This window comes from Nonomuraea sp. NPDC004186 (assembly GCF_053603495.1).
The window spans coordinates 52,263-78,810 of sequence record NZ_JBSGFQ010000043.1; the positions used below are offsets into that span (position 1 = coordinate 52,263).

At 72.5% G+C, this 26,548-nt stretch carries 23 protein-coding genes; 11 read left to right on the top strand and 12 right to left on the bottom strand.

Going from position 1 to position 26,548, the window contains the following annotated elements; genetic code table 11:
- Positions 1 to 65: 65 nt before the first annotated feature.
- From helR to ACWEPL_RS31340, 4 genes are all read left to right on the top strand, one after another.
- A complete protein-coding gene (helR, locus tag ACWEPL_RS31325) occupies positions 66 to 2,219 on the top strand; it encodes an RNA polymerase recycling motor ATPase HelR (RefSeq protein WP_452438298.1) in 2,154 nt (717 codons plus the stop codon).
- Positions 2,220 to 2,352: 133 nt separating this feature from the next.
- The gene (locus ACWEPL_RS31330; RefSeq protein WP_452438299.1) at positions 2,353 to 2,772 is read left to right on the top strand and encodes a TOBE domain-containing protein; all 420 of its coding nucleotides are present in this window, start codon (positions 2,353 to 2,355) and stop codon (positions 2,770 to 2,772) included.
- An 86-nt stretch (positions 2,773 to 2,858) separates the two neighbouring features.
- Positions 2,859 to 3,620, top strand: a complete 762-nt coding sequence (locus ACWEPL_RS31335; protein WP_363981591.1) for an ABC transporter permease — start codon at positions 2,859 to 2,861, stop codon at positions 3,618 to 3,620.
- Positions 3,617 to 4,648, top strand: coding sequence for an ABC transporter ATP-binding protein (locus tag ACWEPL_RS31340; protein ID WP_452438300.1), 1,032 nt, complete (start codon positions 3,617 to 3,619; stop codon positions 4,646 to 4,648). Before ACWEPL_RS31335 ends, ACWEPL_RS31340 begins: the two co-directional genes overlap by 4 nt.
- 3 nt (positions 4,649 to 4,651) lie before the next feature.
- On the opposite strand, the gene ACWEPL_RS31345 is transcribed toward ACWEPL_RS31340, so the two are convergent.
- The 7 genes from ACWEPL_RS31345 to ACWEPL_RS31375 all read right to left on the bottom strand — a co-directional run bounded on the left by ACWEPL_RS31345 (position 4,652) and on the right by ACWEPL_RS31375 (position 13,313).
- On the bottom strand, positions 4,652 to 4,885 hold the full coding sequence (locus tag ACWEPL_RS31345; protein ID WP_452438301.1) for a hypothetical protein: 234 nt from the start codon (positions 4,883 to 4,885) through the stop codon (positions 4,652 to 4,654).
- A gap of 69 nt (positions 4,886 to 4,954) precedes the next feature.
- Positions 4,955 to 9,085, bottom strand: a complete 4,131-nt coding sequence (locus tag ACWEPL_RS31350; protein WP_452438302.1) for a molybdopterin-dependent oxidoreductase — start codon at positions 9,083 to 9,085, stop codon at positions 4,955 to 4,957.
- A gap of 180 nt (positions 9,086 to 9,265) precedes the next feature.
- On the bottom strand, positions 9,266 to 10,324 hold the full coding sequence (locus tag ACWEPL_RS31355; RefSeq protein ID WP_452438303.1) for a threonine aldolase family protein: 1,059 nt from the start codon (positions 10,322 to 10,324) through the stop codon (positions 9,266 to 9,268).
- Positions 10,325 to 10,384: 60 nt separating this feature from the next.
- A complete protein-coding gene (locus ACWEPL_RS31360) occupies positions 10,385 to 10,672 on the bottom strand; it encodes a DUF1905 domain-containing protein (protein WP_350733675.1) in 288 nt (95 codons plus the stop codon).
- A gap of 19 nt (positions 10,673 to 10,691) precedes the next feature.
- Positions 10,692 to 11,324, bottom strand: a complete 633-nt coding sequence (locus ACWEPL_RS31365) for a rhomboid family intramembrane serine protease (RefSeq protein ID WP_363981479.1) — start codon at positions 11,322 to 11,324, stop codon at positions 10,692 to 10,694.
- A 115-nt stretch (positions 11,325 to 11,439) separates the two neighbouring features.
- Positions 11,440 to 12,087, bottom strand: a complete 648-nt coding sequence (locus ACWEPL_RS31370; RefSeq protein ID WP_452438304.1) for a response regulator transcription factor — start codon at positions 12,085 to 12,087, stop codon at positions 11,440 to 11,442.
- Positions 12,072 to 13,313 carry a sensor histidine kinase gene (locus tag ACWEPL_RS31375; protein ID WP_452438305.1) on the bottom strand — a complete coding sequence of 414 codons (1,242 nt, stop codon included), beginning with the start codon at positions 13,311 to 13,313 and terminating at the stop codon, positions 12,072 to 12,074. Before ACWEPL_RS31375 ends, ACWEPL_RS31370 begins: the two co-directional genes overlap by 16 nt.
- 189 nt (positions 13,314 to 13,502) lie before the next feature.
- Here ACWEPL_RS31375 and ACWEPL_RS31380 point away from each other — a divergent pair, with 189 nt between their 5' ends.
- The 7 genes from ACWEPL_RS31380 to ACWEPL_RS31410 all read left to right on the top strand — a co-directional run bounded on the left by ACWEPL_RS31380 (position 13,503) and on the right by ACWEPL_RS31410 (position 20,470).
- Positions 13,503 to 13,919: a hypothetical protein gene (locus ACWEPL_RS31380; RefSeq protein ID WP_363981485.1), complete on the top strand. Its 417-nt coding sequence runs from the start codon at positions 13,503 to 13,505 to the stop codon at positions 13,917 to 13,919.
- A gap of 37 nt (positions 13,920 to 13,956) precedes the next feature.
- Positions 13,957 to 14,391 carry a signal peptidase I gene (gene lepB / locus ACWEPL_RS31385; protein ID WP_355206899.1) on the top strand — a complete coding sequence of 145 codons (435 nt, stop codon included), beginning with the start codon at positions 13,957 to 13,959 and terminating at the stop codon, positions 14,389 to 14,391.
- A 10-nt stretch (positions 14,392 to 14,401) separates the two neighbouring features.
- Positions 14,402 to 17,302 (top strand): BTAD domain-containing putative transcriptional regulator, encoded by a 2,901-nt coding sequence (locus tag ACWEPL_RS31390; RefSeq protein ID WP_452438306.1) that lies wholly within the window; start codon positions 14,402 to 14,404, stop codon positions 17,300 to 17,302.
- A gap of 74 nt (positions 17,303 to 17,376) precedes the next feature.
- Complete coding sequence (locus ACWEPL_RS31395; protein ID WP_192789616.1) at positions 17,377 to 17,571, top strand: hypothetical protein; 195 nt, start codon at positions 17,377 to 17,379, stop codon at positions 17,569 to 17,571.
- Positions 17,572 to 17,634: 63 nt separating this feature from the next.
- The gene (locus tag ACWEPL_RS31400) at positions 17,635 to 18,156 is read left to right on the top strand and encodes a MauE/DoxX family redox-associated membrane protein (RefSeq protein WP_452438307.1); all 522 of its coding nucleotides are present in this window, start codon (positions 17,635 to 17,637) and stop codon (positions 18,154 to 18,156) included.
- Positions 18,157 to 18,170: 14 nt separating this feature from the next.
- Positions 18,171 to 18,668, top strand: a complete 498-nt coding sequence (locus ACWEPL_RS31405) for a hypothetical protein (RefSeq protein ID WP_452438308.1) — start codon at positions 18,171 to 18,173, stop codon at positions 18,666 to 18,668.
- On the top strand, positions 18,665 to 20,470 hold the full coding sequence (locus ACWEPL_RS31410; protein ID WP_452438309.1) for an ABC transporter ATP-binding protein: 1,806 nt from the start codon (positions 18,665 to 18,667) through the stop codon (positions 20,468 to 20,470). Before ACWEPL_RS31405 ends, ACWEPL_RS31410 begins: the two co-directional genes overlap by 4 nt.
- On the opposite strand, the gene ACWEPL_RS31415 is transcribed toward ACWEPL_RS31410, so the two are convergent.
- The 5 genes from ACWEPL_RS31415 to ACWEPL_RS31435 form a co-directional block, all read right to left on the bottom strand.
- On the bottom strand, positions 20,443 to 20,931 hold the full coding sequence (locus tag ACWEPL_RS31415) for a S26 family signal peptidase (RefSeq protein ID WP_363981503.1): 489 nt from the start codon (positions 20,929 to 20,931) through the stop codon (positions 20,443 to 20,445). The two genes, ACWEPL_RS31410 and ACWEPL_RS31415, sit on opposite strands and share 28 nt — an antisense overlap.
- On the bottom strand, positions 20,928 to 22,769 hold the full coding sequence (locus ACWEPL_RS31420) for an ABC transporter ATP-binding protein (RefSeq protein ID WP_452438310.1): 1,842 nt from the start codon (positions 22,767 to 22,769) through the stop codon (positions 20,928 to 20,930). Before ACWEPL_RS31420 ends, ACWEPL_RS31415 begins: the two co-directional genes overlap by 4 nt.
- Positions 22,766 to 23,314 carry a TlpA family protein disulfide reductase gene (locus ACWEPL_RS31425; RefSeq protein ID WP_452438311.1) on the bottom strand — a complete coding sequence of 183 codons (549 nt, stop codon included), beginning with the start codon at positions 23,312 to 23,314 and terminating at the stop codon, positions 22,766 to 22,768. Before ACWEPL_RS31425 ends, ACWEPL_RS31420 begins: the two co-directional genes overlap by 4 nt.
- Positions 23,315 to 23,377: 63 nt before the next feature.
- Positions 23,378 to 23,563, bottom strand: a complete 186-nt coding sequence (locus ACWEPL_RS31430) for a hypothetical protein (RefSeq protein ID WP_350733697.1) — start codon at positions 23,561 to 23,563, stop codon at positions 23,378 to 23,380.
- Between the two features lie 179 nt (positions 23,564 to 23,742).
- On the bottom strand, positions 23,743 to 26,463 hold the full coding sequence (locus ACWEPL_RS31435; RefSeq protein ID WP_452438312.1) for a tetratricopeptide repeat protein: 2,721 nt from the start codon (positions 26,461 to 26,463) through the stop codon (positions 23,743 to 23,745).
- Between the last annotated feature and the right edge of the window lie 85 nt (positions 26,464 to 26,548).

Below are 26,548 nucleotides of genomic sequence, written 5' to 3' on the forward strand. Positions count from 1 at the left end.
ACCGGGTTCGTCACGCCGGTCCAGACGCCGACCTTCGCAAGCGACCTCACATCGGAGCTGATGACGTGAATCCCCTGACCACCGGCGTGTTCGACCTGCCCGAGCATCTTGCCCCCAAGGCCGACCCGGCGCTGATCGCCGGCGATGAGCGGCACTTCGCGGCCATCGCGGAGAGCCTTGAGCAGTCGATCTCCGAGCTGTCCGACCGCCTCGACGCCGAGCGCAAGGCGCCCGGCGGAAAGGGGCGGGCGGCCCTGGACCGGGACCTGGAGATCCACCGGCTCTCCGCCCGCCTGCGCGCGCTGCGTCGCTTCGGTCTGGACCTGTGCCTCGGACACATGGTCAGCGCGGACGACCCCGAGCCCGTGTACATCGGACGACTCGGCCTCACGGACAGCGAGGGCCGCCGGCTGCTGCTCGACTGGCGTTCCCCCGCGGCCGAGCCGTTCTTCGGAGCCACCCACGGGAACCCGATGGGTCTGGCGAGCCGCCGCAGGTACCGCTGGACCCGCGGCCGGATCAGCGACTACTGGGACGAGGTGTTCACCTCGGACGGGTTCGAAGGGCACCACGCCGCGCTCGACGACCAGTCCGCCTTCATCGCCAGCCTGGGCAGCAGCCGGTCGCCACGGATGCGAGACGTGCTCGGCACCATCCAGGCCGACCAGGACGCCATCATCCGCGCGGGATCCAGCGGCGCCCTCGTCGTCGACGGCGGTCCGGGTACGGGCAAGACCGTCGTCGCCCTGCACCGCTCCGCGTATCTCCTCTACTCCGATCCTCGCCTCGGTCACCGCCGGGGTGGCGTGCTGTTCGTCGGCCCGCACCAGCCGTACCTGGCCTACGTCGCCGACGTCCTCCCCAGCCTCGGCGAGGAGGGCGTACAGACCTGCACCCTGCGGGACCTCGTCGCCGAGGGAGCCACGGCGGCGATCGAGACCGATCCGGACGTGGCCCGCCTGAAGTCGTCCGCGAACCTGGTCAAGGCGATCGAGCCGGCCGTCAGGTTCTACGAGAACGCGCCCACCAAGGGGATGACGGTCACGACCCACTGGTCCGACATCTGGCTGAGCCCCGAGGACTGGGCCGAGGCGTTCGAGGCGGCGGAGCCCGGCACCCCGCACAACGAGGCGCGCGACCAGGTCTGGGAGGAACTGCTGACGATCCTGGCGGACAAGCACGACAACGAGGACATCTCACCTGACCTGCTCCGCAAGTCGCTGCTGCGGAACAGGGAGCTGCTCACGACCTTCAACCGCGCGTGGCCGCTGATCGAAGCGGCCGACCTCGTCGGAGACCTGTGGTCGGTACCTGCCTACCTGCGGATGTGCGCCCCCTGGCTCAGCCCCGACGAGGTCAGGCGGTTGCAGCGCGCGGACGCCCAGGCCTGGACGGTGTCCGACCTGCCGCTCCTGGACGCGGCGCGGCAGCGGCTCGGCGACCCGGAGGCGGCGCGGCGCAAGCGGCGGCAGGAGGCCTCCGTCGCCGCTGAACGCGAGCGCATGGCCGGCGTCGTCGACAACCTGCTCGAGGCCGATGACGACGGTGAAGGCGCGGTGACGATGCTGCGCGGACAGGACCTGCGGGACGCCCTGGTCGACGAGAACGCATCACCCGGTATCGAACCGGACCAGCTCGCCGGCCCGTTCGCGCACATCGTCGTGGACGAGGCTCAGGAGCTGACCGACGCGGAGTGGCAGATGCTGCTGCTCCGGTGCCCGTCCCGGAGCTTCACCATCGTCGGGGACCGGGCCCAGGCCAGGCACGGGTTCACGGAGTCGTGGCAGGAACGGCTGGAGCGGGTCGGGCTCGACCGCGTCAACCTGGCGTCCCTGAGCATCAACTACCGAACGCCGGAAGCGATCATGGCGGCGGCCGAGCCGGTCATCCGGGCCGCGCTCCCGGACGCCAACGTGCCGACCTCCATCCGCAGCACCGACGTCCCCGTCGTACACGGGGCTGTTACGGAGCTGAGCTCGATCCTCGACACCTGGCTCGCCGCGCATGCCGACGGGATCGCCTGCGTGATCGGCGACCCCACGTTCCAGGGGACGCCCCGCGTGCGGTCGCTGACTCCGGAGCTGTCGAAGGGGCTCGAGTTCGACCTGGTCGTTCTCGTCGACCCGGAGGCGTTCGGCGAGGGCATCGAAGGAGCGGTCGACCGTTATGTCGCGATGACCCGGGCGACCCAGCAACTGGTCATCCTCACGAGCTCCTGACCTCGGCTCCGGGGCGAGGCCAAGGTAGGACACCGGCACGAGGGCTTCACGGCGTGGCCCTGACGGCTCGGCCGTGGATGCCATGGCAGAACCGTACTTGGGCTCGAATGTGCGAAAGGTATGGTGAGGGCCTATGACGACGTTTCGGATCAGCGAGGCCGCGGCGCTGCTCGGGGTCAGCGCCGACACCGTCCGCCGGTGGGTGGACGCGGGGCGGCTGGCGGCCGAGCGGGACGAGCACGGTCATCGCCAGGTGAACGGCGCCGACCTGGCCGCCTTCGCCCGGGCTCAGGTCGAGGAGATCGAGAGCGGCAGCCGTTCCTCGGCGCGTAACCGCTTTCGGGGGATCGTGACCGAGGTGATCCGGGACGCGGTGATGGCGCAGGTGGAGATCGCCGCCGGGCCGTTCCGGGTGGTGTCGCTGATGAGCCGCCAGGCCGCCGACGAGCTCGGCCTGGAGGTGGGGGTGATGGCGGTCGCCGTGATCAAGTCCACCAACGTCGTCGTCGAGATCCCCGGTCACGAGCGCGTGAGCAGCAGCCAATCCGCATGACCGATCCCGTGCGCACCCACCAGGCGGACCTGAAAGGCGGGTCCGCCGGCCGTCCGGGCCGTCGGGCTTCCGGGCGGCTGCCGTGGATGCTGGTCGTGCCCGCGCTGGTGGGCCTGGCCTTCCTGGTGCTGCCGCTGGCCGGGCTGCTGATCCGCGCGCCGTGGGGCACGCTGCTGGAGCGGCTGGCCGAACCGCAGGTGCTGGAGGCGTTGCGGCTGTCGCTGGTGTGCGCGACCATCGCGACGGCTCTGTGCCTGGTGCTCGGGGTGCCGCTGGCGTGGCTGCTGGCCAGGGTGGACTTCCCGGGGCGGCGGGTGGTGCGGGCGCTGGTGACCGTTCCGCTGGTGCTGCCGCCGGTGGTGGGCGGTGTGGCGCTGCTGCTGGTGCTGGGGCGGCGCGGGCTGGTCGGGCAGTGGCTGGAGTCGTCGCTGGGGATCACGCTGCCGTTCACCACGGCGGGGGTGGTCGTCGCGGAGGCGTTCGTGGCGATGCCGTTCCTGGTGATCAGCGTGGAAGGCGCGCTGCGCGGCGCCGACCGGCGCTTCGAGGAGGCGGCCGCCACGCTAGGGGCCTCGCGCTGGACCGTGTTCCGGCGGGTGACGCTGCCGCTGATCGCGCCGGGTGTGGTGGCCGGGGCGGTGCTGTGCTGGGCTCGGGCGCTGGGGGAGTTCGGCGCGACGATCACGTTCGCGGGCAACTTCCCGGGCACCACCCGTACGATGCCGCTGGCCGTCTACCTGGCGCTGGAGACGGAGCCGGAGGCGGCGATCGTGCTCAGCCTCGTCCTGCTGGCCGTCTCCGTGATCATCCTGGCCAGCCTGCGGGATCGGTGGGTGAGCAGCCCATGACACTGCAGGCCCATCTGGTGGTCTCCCGGCCCGCCTTCACCCTCGACCTCGCGTTCGAGGTGGCCGCGGGCGAGGTGGTGGCCCTGCTCGGCCCCAACGGGGCGGGCAAGACGACCGCGCTGCGCGCCCTGGCCGGGCTCGTCGCGCTGTCCGGCGGCGAGATCGTCCTGGACGGCCGCGATCTGCACCCGCTGGCCGCCGAGCAGCGCCCGATCGGCATGGTCTTCCAGGACTACCTGCTCTTCCCGCACCTGACGGCGCTCGACAACGTCGCCTTCGGGCCGCGCTGCCAGGGCGTCCCCAAGGCCGAGGCCCGCCGCACGGCCGCCGTCCTGCTGGAACGGGTCGGCCTGGCCGACCGGGCCGCCGCCAAGCCGCGCCAGCTCTCCGGCGGGCAGGCTCAGCGGGTCGCGCTGGCCCGGGCGCTGGCCGTACGGCCCAGCCTGCTCCTGCTGGACGAGCCGCTGGCCGCCCTCGACGCCCACACCCGGCTGGAGATCCGCTCGCACCTGCGCCGTCACCTGGCCGACTTCGACGGCGCGACCGTCCTGGTCACCCATGACCCCCTGGACGCGATGGTGCTGGCCGACCGGCTGATCGTCATCGAGAACGGCGCCGTCGTCCAGCAGGGCACCCCGGCCGAGGTGGCCCGGCACCCGCGTACCGACTACGTGGCCCGCCTGGTCGGGCTCAACCTGTATCGGGGTCTGGCCGACGGGGCGCGGGTCAAGGTCGGCGAGCTGCTGCTGCACACCTCCGAACGGCTCGACGGACCCGCGTTCGTCGCCTTCCCGCCCGCCGCCGTGGCCCTCTACCGGACGCGTCCGGACGGGAGCCCGCGCAACCTGTGGGAGGCGCGCATCGAGGGCATCGAACGGCACGGCGACAACGTACGCGTCCACCTCGACGGGCCGATCACCGCCTTCGCCGACATCACCCCCGCCGCCCTGGCCGACCTCGACCTGACGCCCGGCCAGCAGATCTGGGCCTCGGTCAAGGCCGGCGAGACCCACGCCTACCCGGCATGAACGCTAGACCCATAACCGGTCGGCGGCGCACACCCTGATGTCGGTGACCTGGCTGATGTGCCGCGAGCCGCAGTGATCTCCCGGCATCACCAGGTGCGGCCCCTGCTCGGTCAGGTCCCGGCAGTCCATGGTGACGGCGAGCAGCGCCGCCGTGTTGCCGAACTCAGGGTCGATCTCGCCCCACGACAGCACGGCGCGGTGGCCGTCGCGTCCCAGCACCGCGATCAGATAGCGCACACGTATCTGCAAGGGTTTTTCGGCATGTTCATGGCAGATGAGATGACGACAGGCTGATCAGCACCGCTTTCAGTACACGTCACGTACGTAGCGCTTCGCCGCGGCGAGCTGCTTGACGTACGCGGTGGCGTCGTCGGGGGCCAGGCCGCCGTGGCGGGCCGCGATGTCGCGCAGGGTCTGGTCGACGTCCTTGGCCATCCGGGCGGCGTCGCCGCACACGTACACGTGCGCGCCCTCCTGCAGCCAGCTCCACAGTTGCACGCCGTGCTCGCGCATCCGGTCCTGCACGTAGACCTTGGCCCGCTGGTCGCGGGAGAAGGCCAGGTCCAGCCGGGTCAGCAGGCCGTCGTCGTGCAGCGCGGCCAGCTCGTCGCGGTAGTAGAAGTCGGTCGTGCGGCGCTGCTCGCCGAAGAAGAGCCAGTTGCGGCCGGGGTGGCCGAGGGCCCGGCGTTCGTCGAGGAAGCCGAGGAAAGGAGCCACGCCGGTGCCCGGGCCGATCATCACCATGGGGGCGCCGGGGTCGGCGGGCGGCCGGAAGTGCTTGGTGGGCTGGACGTGCACCGGGACGGTGGTCTGCTCGGGGCTGTCGGCCAGGTACGCCGAGCACGCGCCGCCCCGCGTCGTGCCACGCGGGTTGCGGAAGCGCACCACCGAGACCGTCAGGCTGATCCGGTCGGGGCTGGTGAGCGGGCTGGAGGAGATGGAGTACAGGCGTGGCTGGAGCCGTTTGAGCACGTCGGCCCACTCCTGGGCCGTGGCGCGCACGGGGAGCTCGGCGAGCACGTCCACGGCCTGGCGACCCCACACCCATTTGTCCAGCTCGCCCTTGTTGCCCGGGCGCAGGAGCCGGGCGAGGTCGCGGTCGTGGGTGCGTTCGGCGACGAACTTCAGCAGGCCAGAGGTGATCTTGGTGATGTCGAGGTGGCGATAGAGGGCCTCGCGGAGCGGCAGCGTGCCCAGACCGGGGAGCTCGACGGTGTCGGCGGGGCTGAGGCCGGTGCCGGCCAGCCATTCCATGACCAGGTCCAGGCTGTTGACGGGCAGCACGCCGAGGGCGTCGCCCGCCTGGTAGGTCAGCTCGCCGCCGGTGTCGAAGGTGAACTGCCGAACCTCTTTGGCCGAGCCCGGCAGGCTGAGCAGCCTGTTCGCCGTCAGCGTCGCGGTGAAGGGGGTGGCGCGGGTGCCGGACGGCATGGCCGTCGTGGGTTCGCTCCGCGCCGGTCCGGGATCGGCCAGGGTGGACAGGAGCTGGTTGAGCCAGTCCAGGGCGCGTTCGTGCTCGTCCGGCTCGCAGTCGACGCGTGGCGCGAGGCGGAGCGCGCCGAGCTCCTCCAGGCGCCGGTCGAGGCGCCGGCCGTGGCCGCAGAAGTCGTCGTAGCTGGAGTCGCCGAAGGCGAGGACGGCATAGCGTACGCCGTCGAGCCGAGGCGCCCCGGGCTCGGCGAGCGCGTCCCAGAACGCGGTGCCGTTGTCGGGGGCCTCGCCGTCGCCGAACGTGCTGGAGATGATCAGCAGGTCCGCGTCCGGCGTCAGGGCCTGCGGGGCGCAGTCGTCCATGCTGACCAGGCGGGCGCTGCGGCCGGCGCCCGCCAGCCGCTCGGCGCTGGCCGCCGCGAACTCCTCGGCGTTGCCCGTCTGCGAGGCCCACAGGATGACGATCTCGCGTGCCGGGGCCTCCGGCTCGGCGGATGCGGGCTCCGGTTCGGTGGGCTTCCGCGCCGGGCGGACGATGCGGGAGAAGGCGCCGGCCAGCGCCCCGTTCACCCACACCGCGTGGTCCGGCGCGAAGGGCGCATGATCCGGCAGCACCGGTACGTCCGCTCCGTCCAGCGGGGTGCTCGCCAGGCCGGACAGGAATCCGGACAGATAGCGGCGTTCCGACGGGGAGAGCTCCGGCGGGGTCACGTCGGCGAGCCCGAACAGGCCGCGCAGCGCGCCGACGGCGACCGGCGCCCGCACCTCCTCGGCCGTACGAACATCGGATGCCGGGACGGGAGCGGCCGTGGCGGGGTCCGGGGCGACCTTGGCGAGGGAGACCGCGCACACCTTCAGCTCGGGCTGGAAGGAGATGGGGTCGACGGCATCGCTGGTGACGGCGTTGACGCTGAGGTACTCGCCGAAGAGATCGTTCCAGTGGAACGGCGCGAACAGGTTGCCCGGCATGACCCGGTCCGTCACCACCGCCGGCAACACGGCCCGCCCGCGCCGCGAGGAGACCGTCACGAGGTCGCCCTCGCCGATGCCGTGCTCGGCGGCGTCGGCCGGGTTGATCTCCACGAACGGGCCGGGGTTGAGCTTGTTCAGCTTCGCGATCTTGGCCGTCTTGGTGAGCGTGTGCCACTGGTGCTGCACCCGCCCGGTGTTGAGCACGTACGGGAAGGTGTCGTCGGGCAGCTCGGCGGCGGGCAGGTGCGGACGCGGGAAGAAGATGGCCCGGCCGTCGGGGGTGGCGAAGGCCAGCCGCGGGCCGCTGCCGTCCTCGCGCGTGAGCGTCTCCTGGCTGCGGCCGTCGTTGAGGTAGCGGACCGGGTTGCGCTCGCCGGAGCCGGGCGGGGCGGGCCACTGCACGGGGGTTTCGCGTAGCCGGTCGTACGTCACGCCGCGCAGGTCGTACCCGGTCGCCGGGTTCCACGCCCGCTTGATCTCCTCGAACACCTCCTCCGCGCTCGAATAGGAGAAGCCGTCCTCGAACCCCATCTCGCAGGCGACCCGGGCGATGATCATCCAGTCGGGCAGCGCCTCGCCGACCGGATCGACGGCCTGCCGGAGCAGGGTGAGGTTGCGCTCGGAGTTGATCATCACGCCTTCGGTCTCGGCCCACAGGGCGGCGGGCAGGACCACGTCGGCGTAGGCGTTGGTCTCGGTGGCCGCGAAGACGTCCTGCGTGACGACGAACTCGGCGGCCTCCAGACCCGCGATCACCGTCCTGCGGTTGGCGACGCTGGCCACGGGGTTGGTGCAGATGATCCAGCACGCCTTGATCTCGCCCTCGGCCATCCGGGAGAACATCTCGATCGTGCCCTGCCCGACGTCGGTACGCAGCGTGCCGGGCGCGATGCCCCACAGGTCCTCGACGAACCGGCGGTCCTGCTCCACCAGCACCGAGCGCTGCCCGGGCAGGCCGGGGCCCATGTAGCCCATCTCGCGGCCGCCCATCGCGTTGGGCTGGCCGGTCAGCGAGAACGGGCCGCTGCCCGGGCGGCAGATCGCGCCCGTGGCCAGGTGCAGGTTGCACAGCGCGTTGGTGTTCCAGGTGCCGTGGGTGCTCTGGTTGAGCCCCATCGTCCAGCAGCTCATCCACTCGCCGGCCTCGCCGATCCACCGGGCCGCCTGGCGCAGGTCGGCCTCGGGGATGCCGGTGAGCTCGGAGACCTTGGCGGGCGGGTAGTCGAGCAGGAAGCCCGGCATGGCCTCCCAGCCGCGGGTGTGCTCGGCGACGAACTCCTCGTCGACGTGCCCGTTCTCCACCAGCAGGTGCAGCAGCCCGTTGAGCAGGGCCAGGTCCGTGCCGGGCCGGATCTGCAGGAACAGGTCGGCCTTTGCGGCGGTGGCGGTGCGCCGCGGGTCCACCACGATCAGCTTGGCGCCGGCCTTGACCCGGTCCATCATGCGCAGGAATAGGATGGGGTGGCAGTCGGCCATGTTCGCGCCGATGACGAAGAACACCTCGGCGCGCTCGAAGTCCTCGTACGAGCCGGGCGGGCCGTCCGAGCCCAGCGACAGCTTGTAACCGCTGCCCGCGCTGGCCATGCACAGCCGCGAGTTCGACTCGATCTGGTTGGTGCCGACGAACCCCTTGGCCAGCTTGTTGGCCAGGTACTGGGCCTCCAGCGTCATCTGCCCGGACACGTAGAACGACAGCGCGTCGGGCCCGTGCTCGTCCAGGATCGCGCGCAGCCGCCGGGCGGTCGCCGTGATCGCCGCGTCGACGCCGCTCTCCTCCGGCTGCACGCCCCTGGCGGGCCTGACGAGCGCGCGTTCCAGCCGGCCCGGGGCGGCGAGCATGTCGGCGCTGGTCGCCCCCTTGGTGCACAGGCGACCGGCGTTGGCCGGATGGCTCTTGTCGCCGGCGACCTTGACCACCCGCCGCCGCCCGTCCGCGCCCCGGGCCACGTCCAGGACGATCCCGCACCCTACGCCGCAGTAGGAGCAGACGGTCTTCACACGCGCGATGGCGTTGCTCGGGTCTGTCGCCGTCATCGGCCCTTCCCCTTCGACAGGGCCTGAACGACGTTCCCTCTCCGTGGGCGCGCCGCAGCCGCACCGGGCAGATCCAACGCGCAAAACGTAAGAAACAGGCGTTACGCGGATGTCACAGCAGCCGACCGCCGCCGGTTACATCCACATCACCGCCGATCCCCGCCCGCCACACGCCCAGGGTCACGAGGCGGCGCGGGCGAGCACGTCGCGGATGAGGGCGACCACCTCGCCGGGGGTGAACTCCATGGCGTTGTCGCCGACGCTGATCTCGAAGCTGCATCGGCTCGGGCCGGGCGCGGAGCGGACCCGTCCCCAGAGCTGGATGCCGCGTTCGGCGAGGATCTCCTCGCCGGCCCGCTCGACGGCGCGCCTGGGAGCCGGCAGGTGGATGTGGAACAGCGGCGTCTGCGGGGGATCGGGGTAGGCGTGGGCGGCGCCGTCGGCGTTGACGGCCGCCGCGATGGCGACGGCGTGCTCGTGGTAGGCGGGCATGCGTGCGGCCAGGGTGTCGAGGCCGACGAGGGCGGCCAGGGCGAGCGGCCAGGCGTCGCGGATGCCGCCGCCGAGCCGCTGGCGCCACACCCGGGCCGCGTCCACCGTGGCGGTGTCGGCGGCGAGCACGGCGCCCCGTACGCCCTGCAGGCTCTTGTAGAGCGAGACGTAGACCGTGTCGAAGAGGGCGGCGATCTCGTCGAACGGCCGGCGATAGTACGTCTGGGCCTCCCACAACCGGGCGCCGTCCAGGTGCGCGGCGGCGCCGGTGGCCCGTACGAGGGCGACCTGCTCGCACAGGTCCTGCCATTCCGGAAGCAGGCCGCCGAGGTCGCGCTGCGGCAACTCCCAGACGACCGCCGCGAGCGGCTCGCCCGCCGCCCGCAGATCGTCGGTGGTCATCAGCTCGTGCGGGTCGCCGGTGCGGCGCATCCGCAGGCCGTGGACGGCGTTGTAACCCTGCTCCTCCCAGACGTCGAGATGCGATTGCGGGTGCGCGGCGAAGGTGCGGCGCCCGCGCCGGTCGGCGTGCAGGCGCAACGCGACCTGCTGGGCCATCGTCCCGCTGGGGAAGAACAGGGCGCTTTCCTTGCCGAGGAGCTCGGCCAGCCGCCGCTCCAGCACCGCTACGGGGCCGTCAGGGCCGTCCGGCGGGGTGTCGTCGTCCACGAGCGCCAGCATCTGCTCCAGCATCACCCGTGGCGTACGCCGGATCGGCGCGTGCAGGAACAACGACCGTCGGATCATCTGCATATCCTTCGCTATTGCGACTATTTCGCAATAGTAGCCTCCCGGCGCCCGGATGCGTCAGAGGTCAACGGTCAGGCGAACGGTCACCACGTCCCCCACGTCGAGCCCTTCGGCCTTCCGCACCCCCGCCTTCACCGGCACGATGTAACGCCCGTCCTTCGGGAACAGCGACGTCTTCCACCGGGTCTCCCGTATCTGGGCCGTGACCGGGATCATGCCCCAGCCATAGCTCACCGCGCCGGCGGTCGTCTCCAGATCACGGCACTCCTCGTCCGGAACGGTGATGAAGTGCCAGGGCGCCGGCCCCCTCCAGAACCACATCTCACTGCTGAACTCCACGTTCATCGACCCAGGATAGGAGCTGCTAAAGCCCGAGATCGTCCAGCTCCTTCAGCAGCGCGCTTCGAGGGCTCTGCCGCGGTGGGGCGGACGGCGTGCGCCGGGACCGGCCGCGTTCGCGGAATATCCAGCCGCCCGCCAGGCCGCCGGCAAAGCCGAACAGGTGAGCCTGCCAGCCGATCCCCTCCTGGGGCAGCAGGCCGGCGAACTGGTAGGCGAAGCACAGGGCCATGACCACGCCCACCACGATGTCGATGAGATGCCGGTCGAACGCGCCGCGCACCAGGATGTAGCCGAAGTAGCCGAAGACGACACCGCTCGCGCCCGCCCCCGTGGCGTCGGGGCTGGCGGTGAACCAGGCGCCGAGACCGCTGACCAGGATGATGAGCCCTGTCACGCTGAGGAACTTGCGCACGCCCCGATAAGCGGACAGGAAGCCGAAGATGAACAACGGCCCCGAGTTCGCCTCGATGTGCGCCCAACTCCAGTGCAGGAACGGCGCCGACACGATGTCGGGCAGGCTCGCGGGGTTCCACGCCTGGACCCCGTACTCGTAACTCAGCGTGTAGCCCGATGCCCAGTTGGCGATCTGGATCGTCCAGATGACGGCCAGCGCTCCGACCATCACCCATAACGCCTTGCGCGCCTCAGCGATCATGATCTCGGCCGTAGGGCCTTTGGCTTCCACGTGATTCCTCCGGAGCGTCCGTGCCTTTTCCGGGAATCAGTATCGGGGCCATCGATCACGAATACGGCAGCAGCCGGCGACGACGTCAGGGCTTGTTCAGGTAAGTGAGTACGGCGAGGACGCGGCGGTTGTTGTTGTCGTCATCGGTGATGCCGAGTTTGCCGAACATGGAGGTCGTGTACTTGCTGACAGCGCTCTCGCTGAGAAAGAGCCGCCGGCCGATGGCCTGATTGGACAATCCCTCGGCCATGAGGCCGAGCACGGAGTATTCGCGTTCGGTGAGCTGTCCGAGTCGTCGGTCCGAGGACCCGCTGGACAACAATTTGGCGATGACCGCCGGGTCCATGGCGGTCCCGCCGGCTGCGACGCGTTCGAGGGCGTCGATGAACTGATCGGCGTCGAACACGCTCTCCTTGAGGAAATAGCCGATGCCGCCGGCGCCGTCGGCGAGGAGTTCGCGGGCGTACAACTGCTCGACGTGCTGCGAAAGGATCAGGACCGGCAGCCCCGGCACTTCGCCGCGGGCGGCGAGGGCCGCCCGCAGGCCCTCGTCGGACTGGGTCGGCGGCATGCGGACGTCGACGACGGCGACATCGGCCCGCCACCTCAGCAGCGCGTCGAGCGTCTCGGGCCCGGTGGTCGCCGTCGCCACCACCTCGTGCCCGTACGCCTGGAGCAGGCGGACCATCCCGTCGCGCAGGAGGTAGAGGTCTTCGGCTACAACGATTCGCATGGCACGACCATCCTCACACGCGTCGGACCGCCCGCCGGACTGGTGATCTCCACGGTGCCGTCGAAGACCGCCAGGCGCCGGCGCAGCCCCGCGAGTCCGCCCCCGGCGCTCACACTCGCCCCGCCCCGGCCGTCGTCCTCGACGTCGACGGCGATGCCGGTCTCGTCGCGGGTGATCGAGATTCGCGCCCGGGTCGCGTGGGCGTGCTTGACGGCGTTGGTCAGCAGTTCGGCGACCCCGAAGTACACGGCGGACTCGATCGGCGGGTCCAGGCGCAGCTGAACGCCGGCGCTCACGGCCACGTCGAGCGGGCTGTCCAGGGCGAGAGCGCGGACGGCGTCGACGAGCCCGCGCTCGTTCAGCACCGGCGGGCTGATGCCCCTGACCAGCTCGCGCAGTTCGTTCAGGGAGGTGGCGGCGCCCACCCGCGCGTCCCGCAGCAGCGCCCTGGCCTGGTCGGGGTCGGTCTCCATGAGTTTCTCCGCGGTCGCCAGCGAGAGCCCGAGCGCGACCAGGCGTGCCTGCGCTCCGTCGTGCAGGTCCCGCTCGATCCGGCGGATCTCGGCGGCCTGCGCGACCGTGGTGTCCGCGCGCTGGGCCGTCAGCTCATCGACCCGGTCCGCCAGCGCCATCGCGGGCGACGGGCGCAGGAAGCGGACGGCCACCGGTACGACGGGCCGCCAGGCGTACGGGGCGGCGGCGACCGCCACGACCAGGCCGAGCACCCCGACGAGGAGCGACGACCGGCTGAACCCGAGGACCGCCGCCACGGCTCCGGCCGGCGGGACGGCGGCGACCACACCCGCGGTGAGCGGCGCGATCGCCGTGAACCGCAGGTCGCGCCAGAAGCCGGGATCTCTCCACCGGGTCCGCCACTTCTGGTCCATGAGGGCGTCGCGTCTGGTGCGCTCGTAGCTGAAGCCGTTCCACCAATACCCGGTGGACAGCTGCGTCACCGGCGCGGCCTGCCGATCTCCGGCGGGGATGACGGTGCCCGTCCACTTCGCGACGACGGCGCGGACCATCCGGCTCACCGGGCGCGCCAGGGCGAGCGTGCCGATGCACGCCCACACGAACGGCACCGTCCCCGACCACGGGTCCCCGCCCCACCACCAGATCCACAGAGCCACGGCGGCGGCCCACACGGCCGGGACCGGCATGGTGACGGCCACCACCACGCAGGCACGCACGAACCCCACGCAGGCGCTCGACACCCACTGTCGCATGATTCTTCCTTCTCACTTCACGACCACGGCTTGGTGTCTTCACTGTGCACCGCGCCGGAGCCGCTCCCCGCCGGATCGGCCCTGAAGTGGGTCTGGACCCACCCAACCGTACGTCCAGCCCCATACCGCCCCATCCATGCCCTCCCTAGCGTGATCACCAATCCAGACAACACAAGGGATGAAACAGACATGGAATCCTTCGGCAAGGTCAAGATCCTCGTCGCCGCCTACGGCGCGCTCAGCGCCGCCGTGCTCGCCACGGTCGCCGTCCTCGCGATCGGCGGTCAGACGGTGACCTCGTTCATGTGGGGCCGGTCGGCGGGGGTGCTCGCGAGCGCCGCGGTGACCTACTGGCTGACGGTCCTCGCCGCACGGGGAGCCCGGTGGGCCTATCTGCGTGTACGCGTCATCTCGATCGTCATGCCGGTCGCGATCGTCGCCGTCGACATGATCCCAGGCATCTGCCCGATGTGGTTCGCCATGATGCAGGCGGTATGTGCCCTCCCCATCGCCGCGGCCGGGTTCGTCGTCAACGGATCCGCCCTGCGCGCCGCCTTCCCAGCGGTTGACAGGGTGCGGAGCCAGCGGCGATCCTCAGCCGGATAAAGATCAATATTTCCCTGGGGCGGCGGTGGAAAAGCGGATGAAGCTGATCAGCATGGGATTGCTCGCCGGTGTGCTCGCGGCGGCGGCCGGCGCCTTGGTGGCCCGCCGGCGCTACGTGGTGGTCACCGTCGAGGGGACGAGCATGGCTCCGACCCTGCACGACGGCGACCGGGTGCTGGTCCGGCGGCGCCGGATCGGCCAGGTGGCCAGGGGCGATGTCGTGGTGCTGGAACCTCCGTCCGACCCGCGAGTGGGGATGGACGGCACGCGCTGGAACATCAAGCGCGCCGTCGCCCTGCCGGGTGACCCGGTGCCGCCGGACGTGGACGGCGCCGCGGAGCGCGTGCCCGCGGGTGCGCTGGTGGTCTACGGCGACAACCCCCGCAGCGTCGACTCGCGGCAGCGCGGTTTCTTCCCGGCCGATCGCCTGCTCGGGGTAGCGCTGCGCCGGCTGGGCGGGTCTGCCCTGTAGGCGGCGGGACGTGAAGTTCCGGATGCTCGGACCGCTGCGGATCGAGGGCGACGACCCGCTGGCGGGATGGGCGATGATCACGGCTCCCAAGCAGCGGACCGTCCTCGCCATGCTGCTCGCCCGGGCGGGCCACGTCGTACCGATCCGGTCACTGGTGGCGGAGGTCTGGGACGACCAGCCGCCCCGCTCCGCGGTGGCGAACCTGCGTACGTACCTCATGCAGTTGCGCAAGCTGATGCCGCCCGCGGCCGACCCGGCCGTGGAGCGGCTGGTGACCTCGGACGCCGGTTACCTGTTGCGGGTCGAGCCCGAGGAGTTCGACCTCTTCCAGTTCGAGGCGCTGTCCGCGCACGCCCGCCAGGCGCTGGGCAGGCGCGATCTCAGCACCGCCCTGGACTCCTACACCCGGGCCCTCGCGCTGTGGCAGGGGATGGCGGCCGAGGACGTGCCGCTGGGGCCGACACTGCGGGAGGTGGTCGCGCGGCTCACCGACCACTACCTGAGCGTGGTGGAGGAGCACGCGGACATCCAGCTCGCCCTCGGCAGGCACGCGACGGCGGCCAAGCGGCTGCGCGAGGTGATCGGGCAGTACCCGCTGCGCGAGCGGCTGCACGGCCAGCTCATGGTGGCCCTGTACCAGAGCGGCGACGTGGTGGGCGCGCTGGACGCGTTCGGGGCCGCCCGGAAGGTCCTCGCCGACGAGCTGGGCATCGATCCGGGCCCTGACCTGCGCAGGCTGCATCAGCTGATCCTGCGCAGGGACCCGGCCCTGCTGTCGGAGGAGGAGGCCCCCGCCGACGACGGGCGGCCGCGGCCGCGCCAGCTGCCGCGCGCGCCGAGCGTGTTCGTGGGCCGCTCGGCCGAGCTCGCCCGGATCCACGCCGTGCTGGGCGCCGGCGCGGGACCGCCCGTGCTGGCGCTGCACGGCCCCGGCGGGATCGGCAAGTCGACGCTCGCCATGAAGGCGGCGTACGGCGTGGCCGACCGGTACCCCGACGGCCACCTCTACGCCGACCTCCAGGGATCGACACCGAGCCTGTCGCCGTTGCGCCCCGACGAGGTGCTCGGCCGCTTCCTCCGCGCGCTGGGGGTGCCTCCGGGCGAGGTGCCCGCGGCGCCGGCGGAGGCGGCCGCCCTCTACCAGTCGGTGCTGGCCGACCGGCGCGTCCTGGTCGTCCTCGACAACGCCGTCGGCGCCGCCCAGGTGGCTCCCTTGCTGCCGGCGGGCGGTGGCTGCGCGGCGCTGGTCACCAGCCGGTCGGCCCTGACGACGCTGGACGCCGTACCGATCGCCGTGAACATGTTCGACGAGGAGCAGTCGGTACGGATGCTGGCGCTGCTGGCCGGTCAGGCGCGCGTGGCCGCCGAGAAGGAGGCGGCGGCCGAGATCGCGAGCTGGTGCTGCCACCATCCGCTGGCGCTGCGCATCGCCGGCGCCCGCCTCGCGGGCCGGCCGGACTGGTCGCTCGCGGGCTTCAACGAGCGCCTGAGCAACCAGCGGCGGCGGCTGGACGAGCTGCAGGCGGCCGACCTGCGCGTCCGCTCCTGCTTCGAGGTCGGCTACGCGACCCTGACGAGCGCCGCGAGGACCGTCTTCCGCCTGTTCGGCGTGCTGGAGGTGCCGGAGGTGGGCGTCGAGCTCGTCGCCGCGCTGGCCGACGTCGACCTGAAGACCGCCGAGACCGTGCTCGACGAGCTGGTCGAGGCGCGCCTGATCGAGCCGGTCGGCGAGAGCCGGTTCCGCACGCACGACCTGCTGCGGCTCTTCGCGGGGGAGCTGGCCGCCTCCCACGACTCGCCGGAAGACCTGGACCTGGCCGTACGGCGGGCCCTGGACTGGTACCTCGACCTCTGCCACCAGCTGCGCGACCTGCTGCAGTCGCACCTGCGAGCCGGCGGCGGGAGCCGGGAGCGCCAGCGCGATCCCGGCCTGGTGCTGGGTGACCCCGCCGCGGCCGTGCGGTGGCTCGACACGGAGCTGCACTGCCTGGTCGCGGCCGCCGTCCAGGCCGCGCGCGGGGAGCCGGATACGGCGCGCTTCGCCATCGAGCTGATGACCCTGGTCAAGGCCACGGTGATGAAGGGCGGCTACTGGCGGGAGCTGGAGACCATCGCACGGCTCGCCATCGAGGTGGCGCGGCGCGACGGCGACCGCGGCGCGGAGGCGTCCACGCTCGCGACCCTGGGGCTGCTGGAGTGGCGGGCCGGCCAGGGGGAGGCGGCCGGCGGCCACCTGCGGCGCGCGCTCGAGCTCTGGCGCGACCTGGGCAACCGCGAGGAGGAAGGGATGGCGCTGCACAACCTCGGCTGGCTGCACATGCAGACCGGCGACCTCAACGCGGCCCTCGGCCGCATCAGCGCGAGCCTGCGGCTGCTCAAGACGCACGGGTCCAGGCGCGTCGGGCTGGTCGGCCACAGCCTGGGCGAGCTCCTGCTCCAGCTGGGCAGGGACGCCGAGGCGGTGGACCGCTTCGAACGGTGCCTGACCGTCCGCCGGGCCGATCGCGACCTGAACGGCGAGAGCATCACGCTGGCGGCGCTCGGCCGGGCCTACTGCCTGCTCGACCGGCGGGACGAGGCGCTGGCCGCGATGGACGAGGCGCTGGCCCGCTGCGAGGAGACCGGCAACCGGGAGGACGAGTGGGAGGTGCTGCTCAGCAGGTCCGAGATCCGGCTGCGGCAGGGTGCCCTCGCCGCGGCCGAGCGCGACCTGGTCAGGGCCCTGGAGCTGGCCGCGCAGATCGGCGACGCGTACGGCTACGCCGCCTGCACCCGCCAGCTCGCCAGGGCCAGGACGGCGTCGGGCGACCCGCGTGCCGCGGGGGACGCCCGGCGGGCCGAGGAACTGTTCGCGGATCCGGCGATGCGTCTCAACCCGGTGCTGGAAAGGCTGCTCACCGCCCAGGTGTAGCGCGGCTGTATCGGTCGCTGTATGTCCCCCAAATAGCGTTTCGGCCTGACCGCATCGCTATACAAGGAGCGAACATGACTTCTGTCTTGGGCAAGCTCGGCGACAGGATTCTCGACAGGCTCGTCCCGAAGGCGTCCGCCAAGGCGGCCGCGGAGTGGTACGTGCACTGCTACTGCAGGGAGCGTTCCGACTTCAGGAAGATCTGCACGACCGCCGGCGGCACGACCCGCTGCGGGTCCTGCTACGCCTTCAGGGTCTGCGGCGGCTAGGTAGAACGCGCGGACCGGCGGCGGCCTCCTCCGCCGCCGGTCCCCGGACACGAGGGTGACGCCGTGCTCTATCTCATGATCATGTGCCGGGCGCTGCTGGCCGCCGTCTTCGCGATCGCGATCGCGGGGAAGGTCCGCGGCCGATCGGCGTACGGCGAGTACGTGTCCTCGATCGTGGTCCTCAAGATCCTTCCGCGAACCGTGTCCACCATGGCCGCGCACGCCCTGGTGGCGGCGGAGGCCGCCTCGATCGTCCTGCTGGCGCTGCCGTGGACCGTACCGCTGGGGTTCGCCGTCGCGGTGGGCACGCTCGCCGCGCTGACCGGCGGCATCCTCGTCGCCCTGCGCCGGGGGCGGCAGGCGCCGTGCCGGTGCTTCGGCGCGTCCGTCACGCCGCTCGGCCGGCCACACGTGATCCGCAATCTCGTCCTGGCGGCGTCCGGCGCCACCGGGCTCGCCGCATGGGCCGCGTCCGGCGCGGCGGTGGCGCATCCGGCCGGTGCCGCGCTCGCTCTCGTCGCCGCCGCCGTGGGCGCTCTGCTCGTGGTGCGCCTCGACGACCTGTTGGAGCTGTTCACCGCCTGAAGAGGGGTTGTCCGATGCCTTTCCTGATCGTCGCCGTCGTGCTGGTCGGCCTGCTGTGCCTGCTGGACCTGGTGCTCACCCTGGGCGTGCTGCGCCGGCTGCGCGAGCACACCGCCGAGCTGGAACGCCTCGCGGGGGCGTCGACGCTCATGCCATACGATCCCCGCGTGCTGGTCGGGCGCACGCTGCCGCAGGATGTGACGGGGCCGCGGCTCGTGGGCTTCTTCGACGTCGGCTGCGACACCTGCCACGAGCGCGCGCCGCAGTTCGCCGCGGAGGCCAAGGGGCAGAGCGCTCTGGCGGTCATCTCCGGCGCCGTCGAGGAGACCGCGGACCTGGTCGAGGTGGTGGGCGGCGTGGCGAGCGTCGTCACGGGCGAGGACGCGCTGCGCATCGTGCAGGCTCTCGACATCCACGCGTTCCCCACGTTCCTGCGGACCGACCAGGACGGCAGGGTCGTGGCCGCGGACACGGAGCTGACCGACCTCGCCGCCATGGCACCGGCGAAGTGACCCGTCGCGCCGCCACCCTGGCGCTGCTGTGCTGGCGGGCCGGGCCGGTGCTGGCGGTGTGCCAGCTGGTCGCCACCGTCCTGGCCGGACTGCTGCCCTCGGCCACCGTGTGGGCGACCAAGACGCTCGTCGACGGGCTGGCGACAGGCCGGCCGGAACGCGTGCTCACCCCGGTCGCGGGCCTCGTTGTGCTGGGGCTGGTCGCCGGGGTCCTGCCGCAGTTGACCGGCTATCTGCGGGGCGAGACGGATCGCCGGCTGGACCTGCTGCTGCAGGATCGCCTGTACACGCGGGTGAACACGTTCCACGGCCTGTCGCGGTTCGAGAATCCGGTGTTCCTCGACGAGCTGCGCATGGCCGCGCAGGCGACGGGCAACGCGATGGGGCCGATCACCTCGGGCCTGTTCGACCTCGGGCGCAACGTGATCGCCCTGACCGGGCTCCTCGTGGCCCTCGCCGTGCTGAGCCCGCTCATGGCGGGCCTGGTGGCGCTCGCGGCGCTGCCCGTCCTCGCGGCGAGGATGTCCCTGGAGAAGCGGCGGATCAAGATGATCGCCGGGCAGTCCGCCGCGGCCCGGCGGCAGATCTTCTACTCCTCCCTGATCACCGACGTCGAGGCCGCCAAGGAGGTCCGGCTCTTCGGGCTCGGCGACTTCCTCAAGCGGCGGGTGCTCGGCGAGCTGGCCGTCCTGCAGTCGGGGGAGCGGCGGCTGGACCGGCGGGAGGCGCTCACGCAGTCGGCGCTCGCGGCGCTCTCCGCCGCCGTCAGCGGCGCCGGGCTGCTCTGGGCGGTGTACTCCGCCCTGGACGGCCGGCTCACCCTCGGCGACGTGACCGCGTTCGCCGCCGCCGTGGCGGGCACGCAGGCCGCGCTGACCGCCACCGTGGACAACGCCGCGAACGCCCGCCAGGCGCTGCTCCTGTTCGCCCACCACGAACGGGTCATGTCGCTGCCCGGCGACCTGCCCACGCCCGGCGAACCGGAGCCGCTGCCCGCGCTGCGCCGCGGCATCGAACTGCACGACGTGTGGTTCCGGTACGACGACAGCCATCCCTGGGTGCTGCGCGGGGTGGACCTGACGATCCCCCACGGCGCCTCCGTCGCGCTGGTGGGGCTCAACGGGGCCGGCAAGAGCACGCTGATCAAGCTCCTGTGCCGCTTCTACGACCCGTCCCGCGGCGCGATCCTCTGGGACGGCATCGACATCCGCGACGTGCCACCCGCCGAGCTGCGCGCCAGGATGGGCGTGCTCTTCCAGGACTACATGAGCTACGACCTGACCGCGGCGGAGAACATCGGGGTGGGCGAGGTCGAGGCGATGTCCGACCGCGCCAGGCTCCGGACCGCGGCCGAGCTGGCGGGCGCGCACGAAACCGTCCAGGCGCTGCCCCGGGGCTACGACACCATGCTGAGCCGCGTCTTCTTCGGCCCCGAGGACGACGACGACCCGCAGGCGGGCGTGACGCTCTCCGGGGGCCAGTGGCAGCGCCTGGCCCTGGCCCGCGCGCTGGTGCGCGAGCGCCGCGACCTGCTCATCCTCGACGAGCCCAGCTCAGGCCTGGACGCGCAGGCCGAGTACGAGGTGCACCGCCGGCTGCGCGAGCACCGCGCGGACAACACCAGCCTGCTGGTCTCGCACCGGCTCGGAGCGGTCCGCGACGCCGACCTGATCGTGGTGCTCGGCGACGGCCGGATCGTCGAGCGGGGCACCCACGACGAGCTGATCGCGCTGGGCGGCCGGTACGCCCACCTGTTCGCCACCCAGGCCAGCGGCTACCGTGAGGGCGCCGACATCGGCTGATCGATCTTGCGCAGCACCACGCCGAACAGGCGATCCGCCGCCAGGTAGCCGGACTGCCGGGAGTCGAGCGAGTGGTCCGGATTGTCGCCCAGCACCACCAGGCGTCCGGCCGGCACCCGCGTGCCCGGCTCGGTCCGCAGCGCGGGGACGGTGTCGCGGGGGATGGGGTCACCCGGGACGGCCGCGACGCGCTTGATGATCCAGCCCGGGCCCGCGCCCAGCTGCTGGTGCGGTTCCCGCGGGCGCTCGCCCGGCCGGGCGTGGGCGAAGCCGCTCAGCACGACGACCTGCCCGGGGCGCAGCGATCCGGGTGGCGTCCGCCGTACGAGGACGCGCTCACCCGGCCGGTACGCCGGCAGCATGCTCTCCCCCTGGACGGTCACCACCAGGTATCGCCGGCGCACCCGGAGAACGGCGAGAACGATGCCGACGGCCGCCAGCACGACGATCGCGCCGGTCACCGCGACAGCTCCACGTCGTCCCGGTAGCCGGTCGCCTGCCGGGCGAACAACTCGGCGTACGTGCCGCCCTCGGCCAGCAGGGCGGCATGCGTGCCCTGCTCCGTGACGACGCCGTCGGTCAGCACCACGATCCGGTCGGCCGTGCGGATCGCGCCGAGCCGATGGGTGATGACCACGCTGGTCCGCCCCGACCTCAGCGTGGCGAGCCGGCCGTGCACCTCGTACTCGGCCTCTGGGTCCAGGCCGGCGCTGGGCTCGTCGAGGATCATCAGGTCCCGGTCGCGGCGCAGGAACGCCCTGGCCAGCGCCAGCCGCTGCCACTGCCCGCCGGAGAGCAGCACTCCGGAGTCGGCGTCGTCCTGCTCGTCGTCCGGGTCCTGGGGGAAGCCACGGCTCAGCAGCATGCGGTAGCCGCGCGGCAGGGCCGCGACCACGTCGTGGATCCCGGCGTCCCGCGCCGCCCGCTCGATCCGCGCCGGGTCCTGGGCGGCGGCGAGGTCGCCCACGGCGATGTTGTCGGTCGCCGTCAGCTCGTACGACACGAAGTCCTGGAAGACGGCGCCGATCCGGGCACGCAGCGTCTCCGGCGGCACGTCGCGGATGTCCACGCCGTCCCACAGGACCGCCCCGCGCGTCGGGTCGTAGAAGCGGCACAGGAGCTTCACCAACGTGCTCTTGCCGGCGCCGTTGCGCCCGACCAGCGCGACCGTGCACCCGTTCGGGATGAACAGGTTGACGCCGCGCAGGATCCACGGATGGTCCGGGCTGTAGCGGAACCAGACGTCGCGCAGCTCGATGCCCCGGCGCAGGGGCGGCAGCGACGGGCGCTCGCCCGGCGCCGGCAGATCGGACTCGGCGGTCACGATCGCGACGTGGTGATGAAGGGTCAGCAGGTGCTCGTACGCCATCACGCCGGCCGACACCATGCTGTCCAGCGCCGCCTGCACGCCGGCGACCGCCGCCACGAACATCGCCACGTCGCCGACGCTGAGCCGTCCCTGCCCCGCCGCCAGGATCGCCCAGATGAGGCCCGCTCCGGCCACGATCGCCGAGGCGCCTGACAGACTCGCGTGGATGCGGAGCTCCCGCCGATCCATCCGGCGGCGTTCGGCGTTCGCGGTGCGCAGCTCGGCCAGCATGCGAAGCCGCAAGAAGCCGCCGAGGTCGAACAGGCGGATCTCCTTGGCGGCGTCCGCAGTGGACATCAGGTGCGCGTAGAACCCTTCGCGACGCTCGGCCGGCCCGATCCGCCACAACATCGTGTTCCGTTGCCGCGACATCCGCAGCTCGATGAGCAGCGCCGGCAGGGCCGACAGCACGACCAGGATGGTGAAGGCGGAGTTGACGAGTGCCAGGGACGCGACGAAGCCGGCGACCGTCACCGCGCTGCGAGCGGTGGTGAGCGCGGTGTCCACCAGCCTGCCGGGGTTGCTCGCGCTCTGCTGGGCCAGCCGCAGCCGGTCAAGGAATGCCGGGCTCTCGAACCTGGCCAGACCGGTGAAGCCGGAGACCGCCGCGAACAGCTCGTCCTTCGCGTGCAGCGCCGTCCTGCGATCCACCTCGGCACGCAGGTAATGTCCCGCGTGCGCCGCCACGGCGGCGGCCGTGGTGACGGCGGCGACGGCCGTCGCCAGGGCGAGCAGCGTGCCGGTCTGCCGTAGCGCCACCCCGTCCAGCACGGCCTTGGTCAGCCAGGCCACGGCGATCGGGGTGGCCGAGCCCACCAGCGTGACCGCCAGGTAGGCAAGGACATGGACGGGCGCCGACCGCCACACCATCGCGGCGGCGCGTGCCGCGCTCCTGGCCAGCCCCCGCGACGTCGGCGCCGGCTCGCTCACGCAGGCGACCCGGCCGGCAGCCGGGAGATCTCGGGCGCCACCGCGAGCAGCCTGCCGCCCGCGGTCACCTGGAGGAACGTCGGGAACGAGTGCACGCCGAACGCGTTGCTCACAGCGCTGTCCACGATCACCTGTGCCACGGGCTTCAGAGCGCTGACCATGTTCGCGGGGTCACCCGATCGGTTGTCGACCACCGCCAGCACCCGCGAGCGGTCCTGGCCCGCGGCCCACGAGGCGAAGCCGGGAAGCTTCTCATGGCAGCCGCGGCAATCGGGCGACAAGAACGCGACGACCGTCCCGTCCGGCAGGAGATCCCGGGTGAGAGGGCTCCCGTCCACCGTCGTCGCCTCAAAATCACCGGCGACGTCGCCGACGGCCGGCCCCGCGCCCGGCCCGGAAGGGCCGCCCATCAGGTCGACGGCTTCATACAGTCCGTCCAGCAGCTTGGTGTGCTCCCGAAGCCGCCGGATCACGCCGAGGGTCAGCACCAGACCCACGAGGCACAAAGCGCCGATGAGGGCCACGACGGCGATCAAATAGGACATGAGACAACCTTCCGTGTAAAGGGCCCGGCCGGCCCGCCAGCCGGGCACCCGCTCAACGTGCGGTCACGAGCAGTAGATGTAGCTCTTGCAGCCGCCGCAACTGCGGCTGCCGTTCGGGTAGTAGCAGCAGTACTTCGCGGTGAACGCCGGGAAACTGCAGCACTCATAACCGCAGTCGGTAGCCCTGGCCACGGAGTGCGGCGCGATCAGCTCGAGGAGCCGGTCGGCCATTCTGGTCACGACGCGCATCGAACTTTCCTTTCGGTTGTTCCGGCGGGACGGCGCCCGCCCGTGCGGAAGCGGTACGCCGGACCACGCCGCCGTCCCGCCGCCCGTCGCAGCGTGCGCCAGAGGTCTGAGCGATTTCTCAATGAATTCTTAACGGCCTGTTTCGGCAGTTCAGGCGGGCGATCGCAGGCGCGTGCGGATCAGGGACGGTGGAAGGAGACGATGCGGTCGCGGACCTTCGCCGCCTGCGCGTCGTCAACGGCGTCGAAGAACTCCGCCGCCTGCTTCCAGGTGTCGAGCGCGGTCGCGATGTCACCGGCCGCGACGTGCGTCTCGCCCAGGCGGACCAGCGTCTCGGCGGCCGCGTGCGGGTCGTCGCAGTCGCGCAGCAGCTCCGCCGCCCGCTCGAAGCAGGCCACCGCCTGCGCGTAGTCGCCCTTGAGGTGCAGGACGTGGGCGACGCTGTCCCACGCGTGCCCCTCGCCCTGGGTGTATCCGAGGCCGGCGAGGAGCCGCTGGGACCGGCGGCAGTCCGCCAGCGCCTCGTCGTACTCGCCGAGCTGGGCCCGCAGCCAGCCGGAGTTGTTCAACGCCCGCGCCTCCCCGCCGACGTCCCCGGCCTGCCGGAACAGCTCCAGCGCGTGCAGGGTGTGGCTCAACGCCTCATCGGGTCGCGTCCGGCTCAGCGCGACGGTCAGGCCGAGGTGGACGTGCGCGCGCAGGACGGGTTCGCCGAGGTCGCGGTGCAGCTCGACCGCCCGCTCGAAGTGCTCGACCGCCTCGCCGTCGCGGCCGAGCCGGGCGTGGGCGCGGGCGATGCTGTTGTGGCAGCGGGCCTCGGCCAGCCGGTCGCCGAGCCGCTCGGCCGCGGCCAGCGCCACCGCGTGGGTGCGCAGGATCTCCTCCCAGAGGCCGCGCCGCTGCATGAACTCCGCGAACGCCCACGCCAGCCGCCACGCGTGGCCGTCGAACCCGGCCTCGGTGGCCTCCGCCAGCAGCGCGGGCAGCGCCACCGACGCGTCGGCGTACCACCACAGGGCCTCCGCCGGCCCGGCGAACCGCTCCACCACGGTGCCCCGCGCCGGCGGGTCCAGGAGCAGGTTGTCGCGGTGCGGGTAACACATCCCGTTCGCGACGCAGGCCGAGTGCAGGTAGTAGTCCAGCAGCCGCCGCGTCGCCGACCGCCGTGCCGCCCGGGTGTCGGCGGCCCGCGCCTGCTCCGAGGCGTACACGCGCAGCAGGTCGTGCAGGCGCAGCCGGCCGGGCGCGCGGATCTCGGCCAGGTTGGCGCGGTCGAGGTGCGCGGCCAGCTCCCGCGTGCGCCCCACCGGCAGGGCGGCCAGGCTCGCCGCCGCCGACAGCGGCAGGTGCGGCCCCGGGTGCTGCCCGAGCCGCCGGAACAGCCGGGCCGCCGGCACGGGCAGATCCCGGTACGAGCGCCCGAACACGTGGCGCAGGTCGATCGCGGGGTCGCTGTGCGCGAACGGTTCCAGATCGGCGTCGGCCCGCTCGAGGTCCGCGGCGGCCTCGGCCAGCGGCAGATCGGTGCGCTGCGCCAGCTGCGCCGCGACGATCGCCAGCGCCAGCGGCAGCCGGCCGCACCGGCGGATGATGTTCGCGGTGGCCTCCGGCTCGGCCGCCGGCCGGGCCTCGCCCAGCCACGCCACCAGGAGGTCGTGCGCGTCGTCGCCGGGCAGGACGTCCAGGCCGACCAGGTGCGCCCCCGCCGTGACCGCGAGCCCGGACAGCTCGGAGCGGCCGGTCACCAGCGTCAGGCACCCCGGCGCGGTGGCCAGCAGCGGGCGGACCTGGGTGGCGCTGCGGGCGTCGTCGAGCACGACCAGGACCCGGCGGCAGTCCAGCATGCTGCGGTAGAGCCCGATCTGCGCCTCCACACCCGACGGCACCTGCGCCTCCGTGACCCCGAGCGCGCCCAGGAACCGGGGCAGGACCACGGCCCCGTCGGCCGGGTCGATCGTGCTGAGATCGGCGTACAGCTGCCCGTCGGGAAAGCGGTCGCGGTGCAGGTGGGCCCAGCGCAGGGCGAGTGACGACTTGCCCACCCCGGGAGGCCCGGAGATCGCGCAGACCGTCGCGGTGGCCTGCTGTTCGCCGATCGCGGCCAGCCGGTCCAGCTCGGTCGACCGGCCGACGAAGTGCCGCAGGCCGACCGGCAGCTGTGCCGGGACCGGCCGCGCGGCCTCGGTCGAGTCGCCGGAGCGCAGCAGCTTCCGGTGGACGCTCCGCAGCGGCGTACCCGGTTCGACGCCCAGCTCCTCGGCGAGCGTCCGGCGTACCTGGGCGAAGTGGGCCAGCGCCTCGGCGGTCCGCCCCCACGCGTGCAGCGCCTCGATCAGCGCGGCGGCCACCAGCTCGTCCAGCGGGTACTCCTCGGCCAGCGGCGACAGCGCCGCCACCGCGGCCGCGGCGTCCCGGCCGGTGACCACCCGTGCCCAGCGCAGCAGGAGCTCCCTGCGCTCGTCGCGCAGGCGGTGGCGGGCCCGTTCGGCCCATTCGCCGGGCAGCCCGGTCAGCGGATCGCCACGCCACAGCGCCAGCGCCGCGCCCAGCGGCGGCACCGGGTCCGGTACGGCCATCGCCTGGTCGGCCAGGCCGCGGAAGCGCGGCACGTCCACCGCGGACTCGTCCACGTCGAGCAGGTAACCCCCGAGCCGGCGGACGACGGCGCCCTCATCCGCGAGCACGTCGCGCCGGATGCGGGTGATGATCGTGTACAGGGTGCGCCGCGCGCCGGGCGGGACCTGCTCGCCCCAGACCCGGGCGAGGAGCGTGTCCACCGGCACGACCCGGCCGACCTCCCAAGCGAGCGCGGCGACGGCGAGCGCGACCTGTGGAGGGCGTACGGGCCGGGTCTGCCCCGACCGCTCCACCTCCACCGGGCCGAGTAACCGGATCAGCACGACGGTCCACCCCTTGCTCGTGGATCTTCGAAGACTAACGCAGTGGTGCTCTTGCCGGATTTGCGCGGCCATGGCAGGTTGCGGT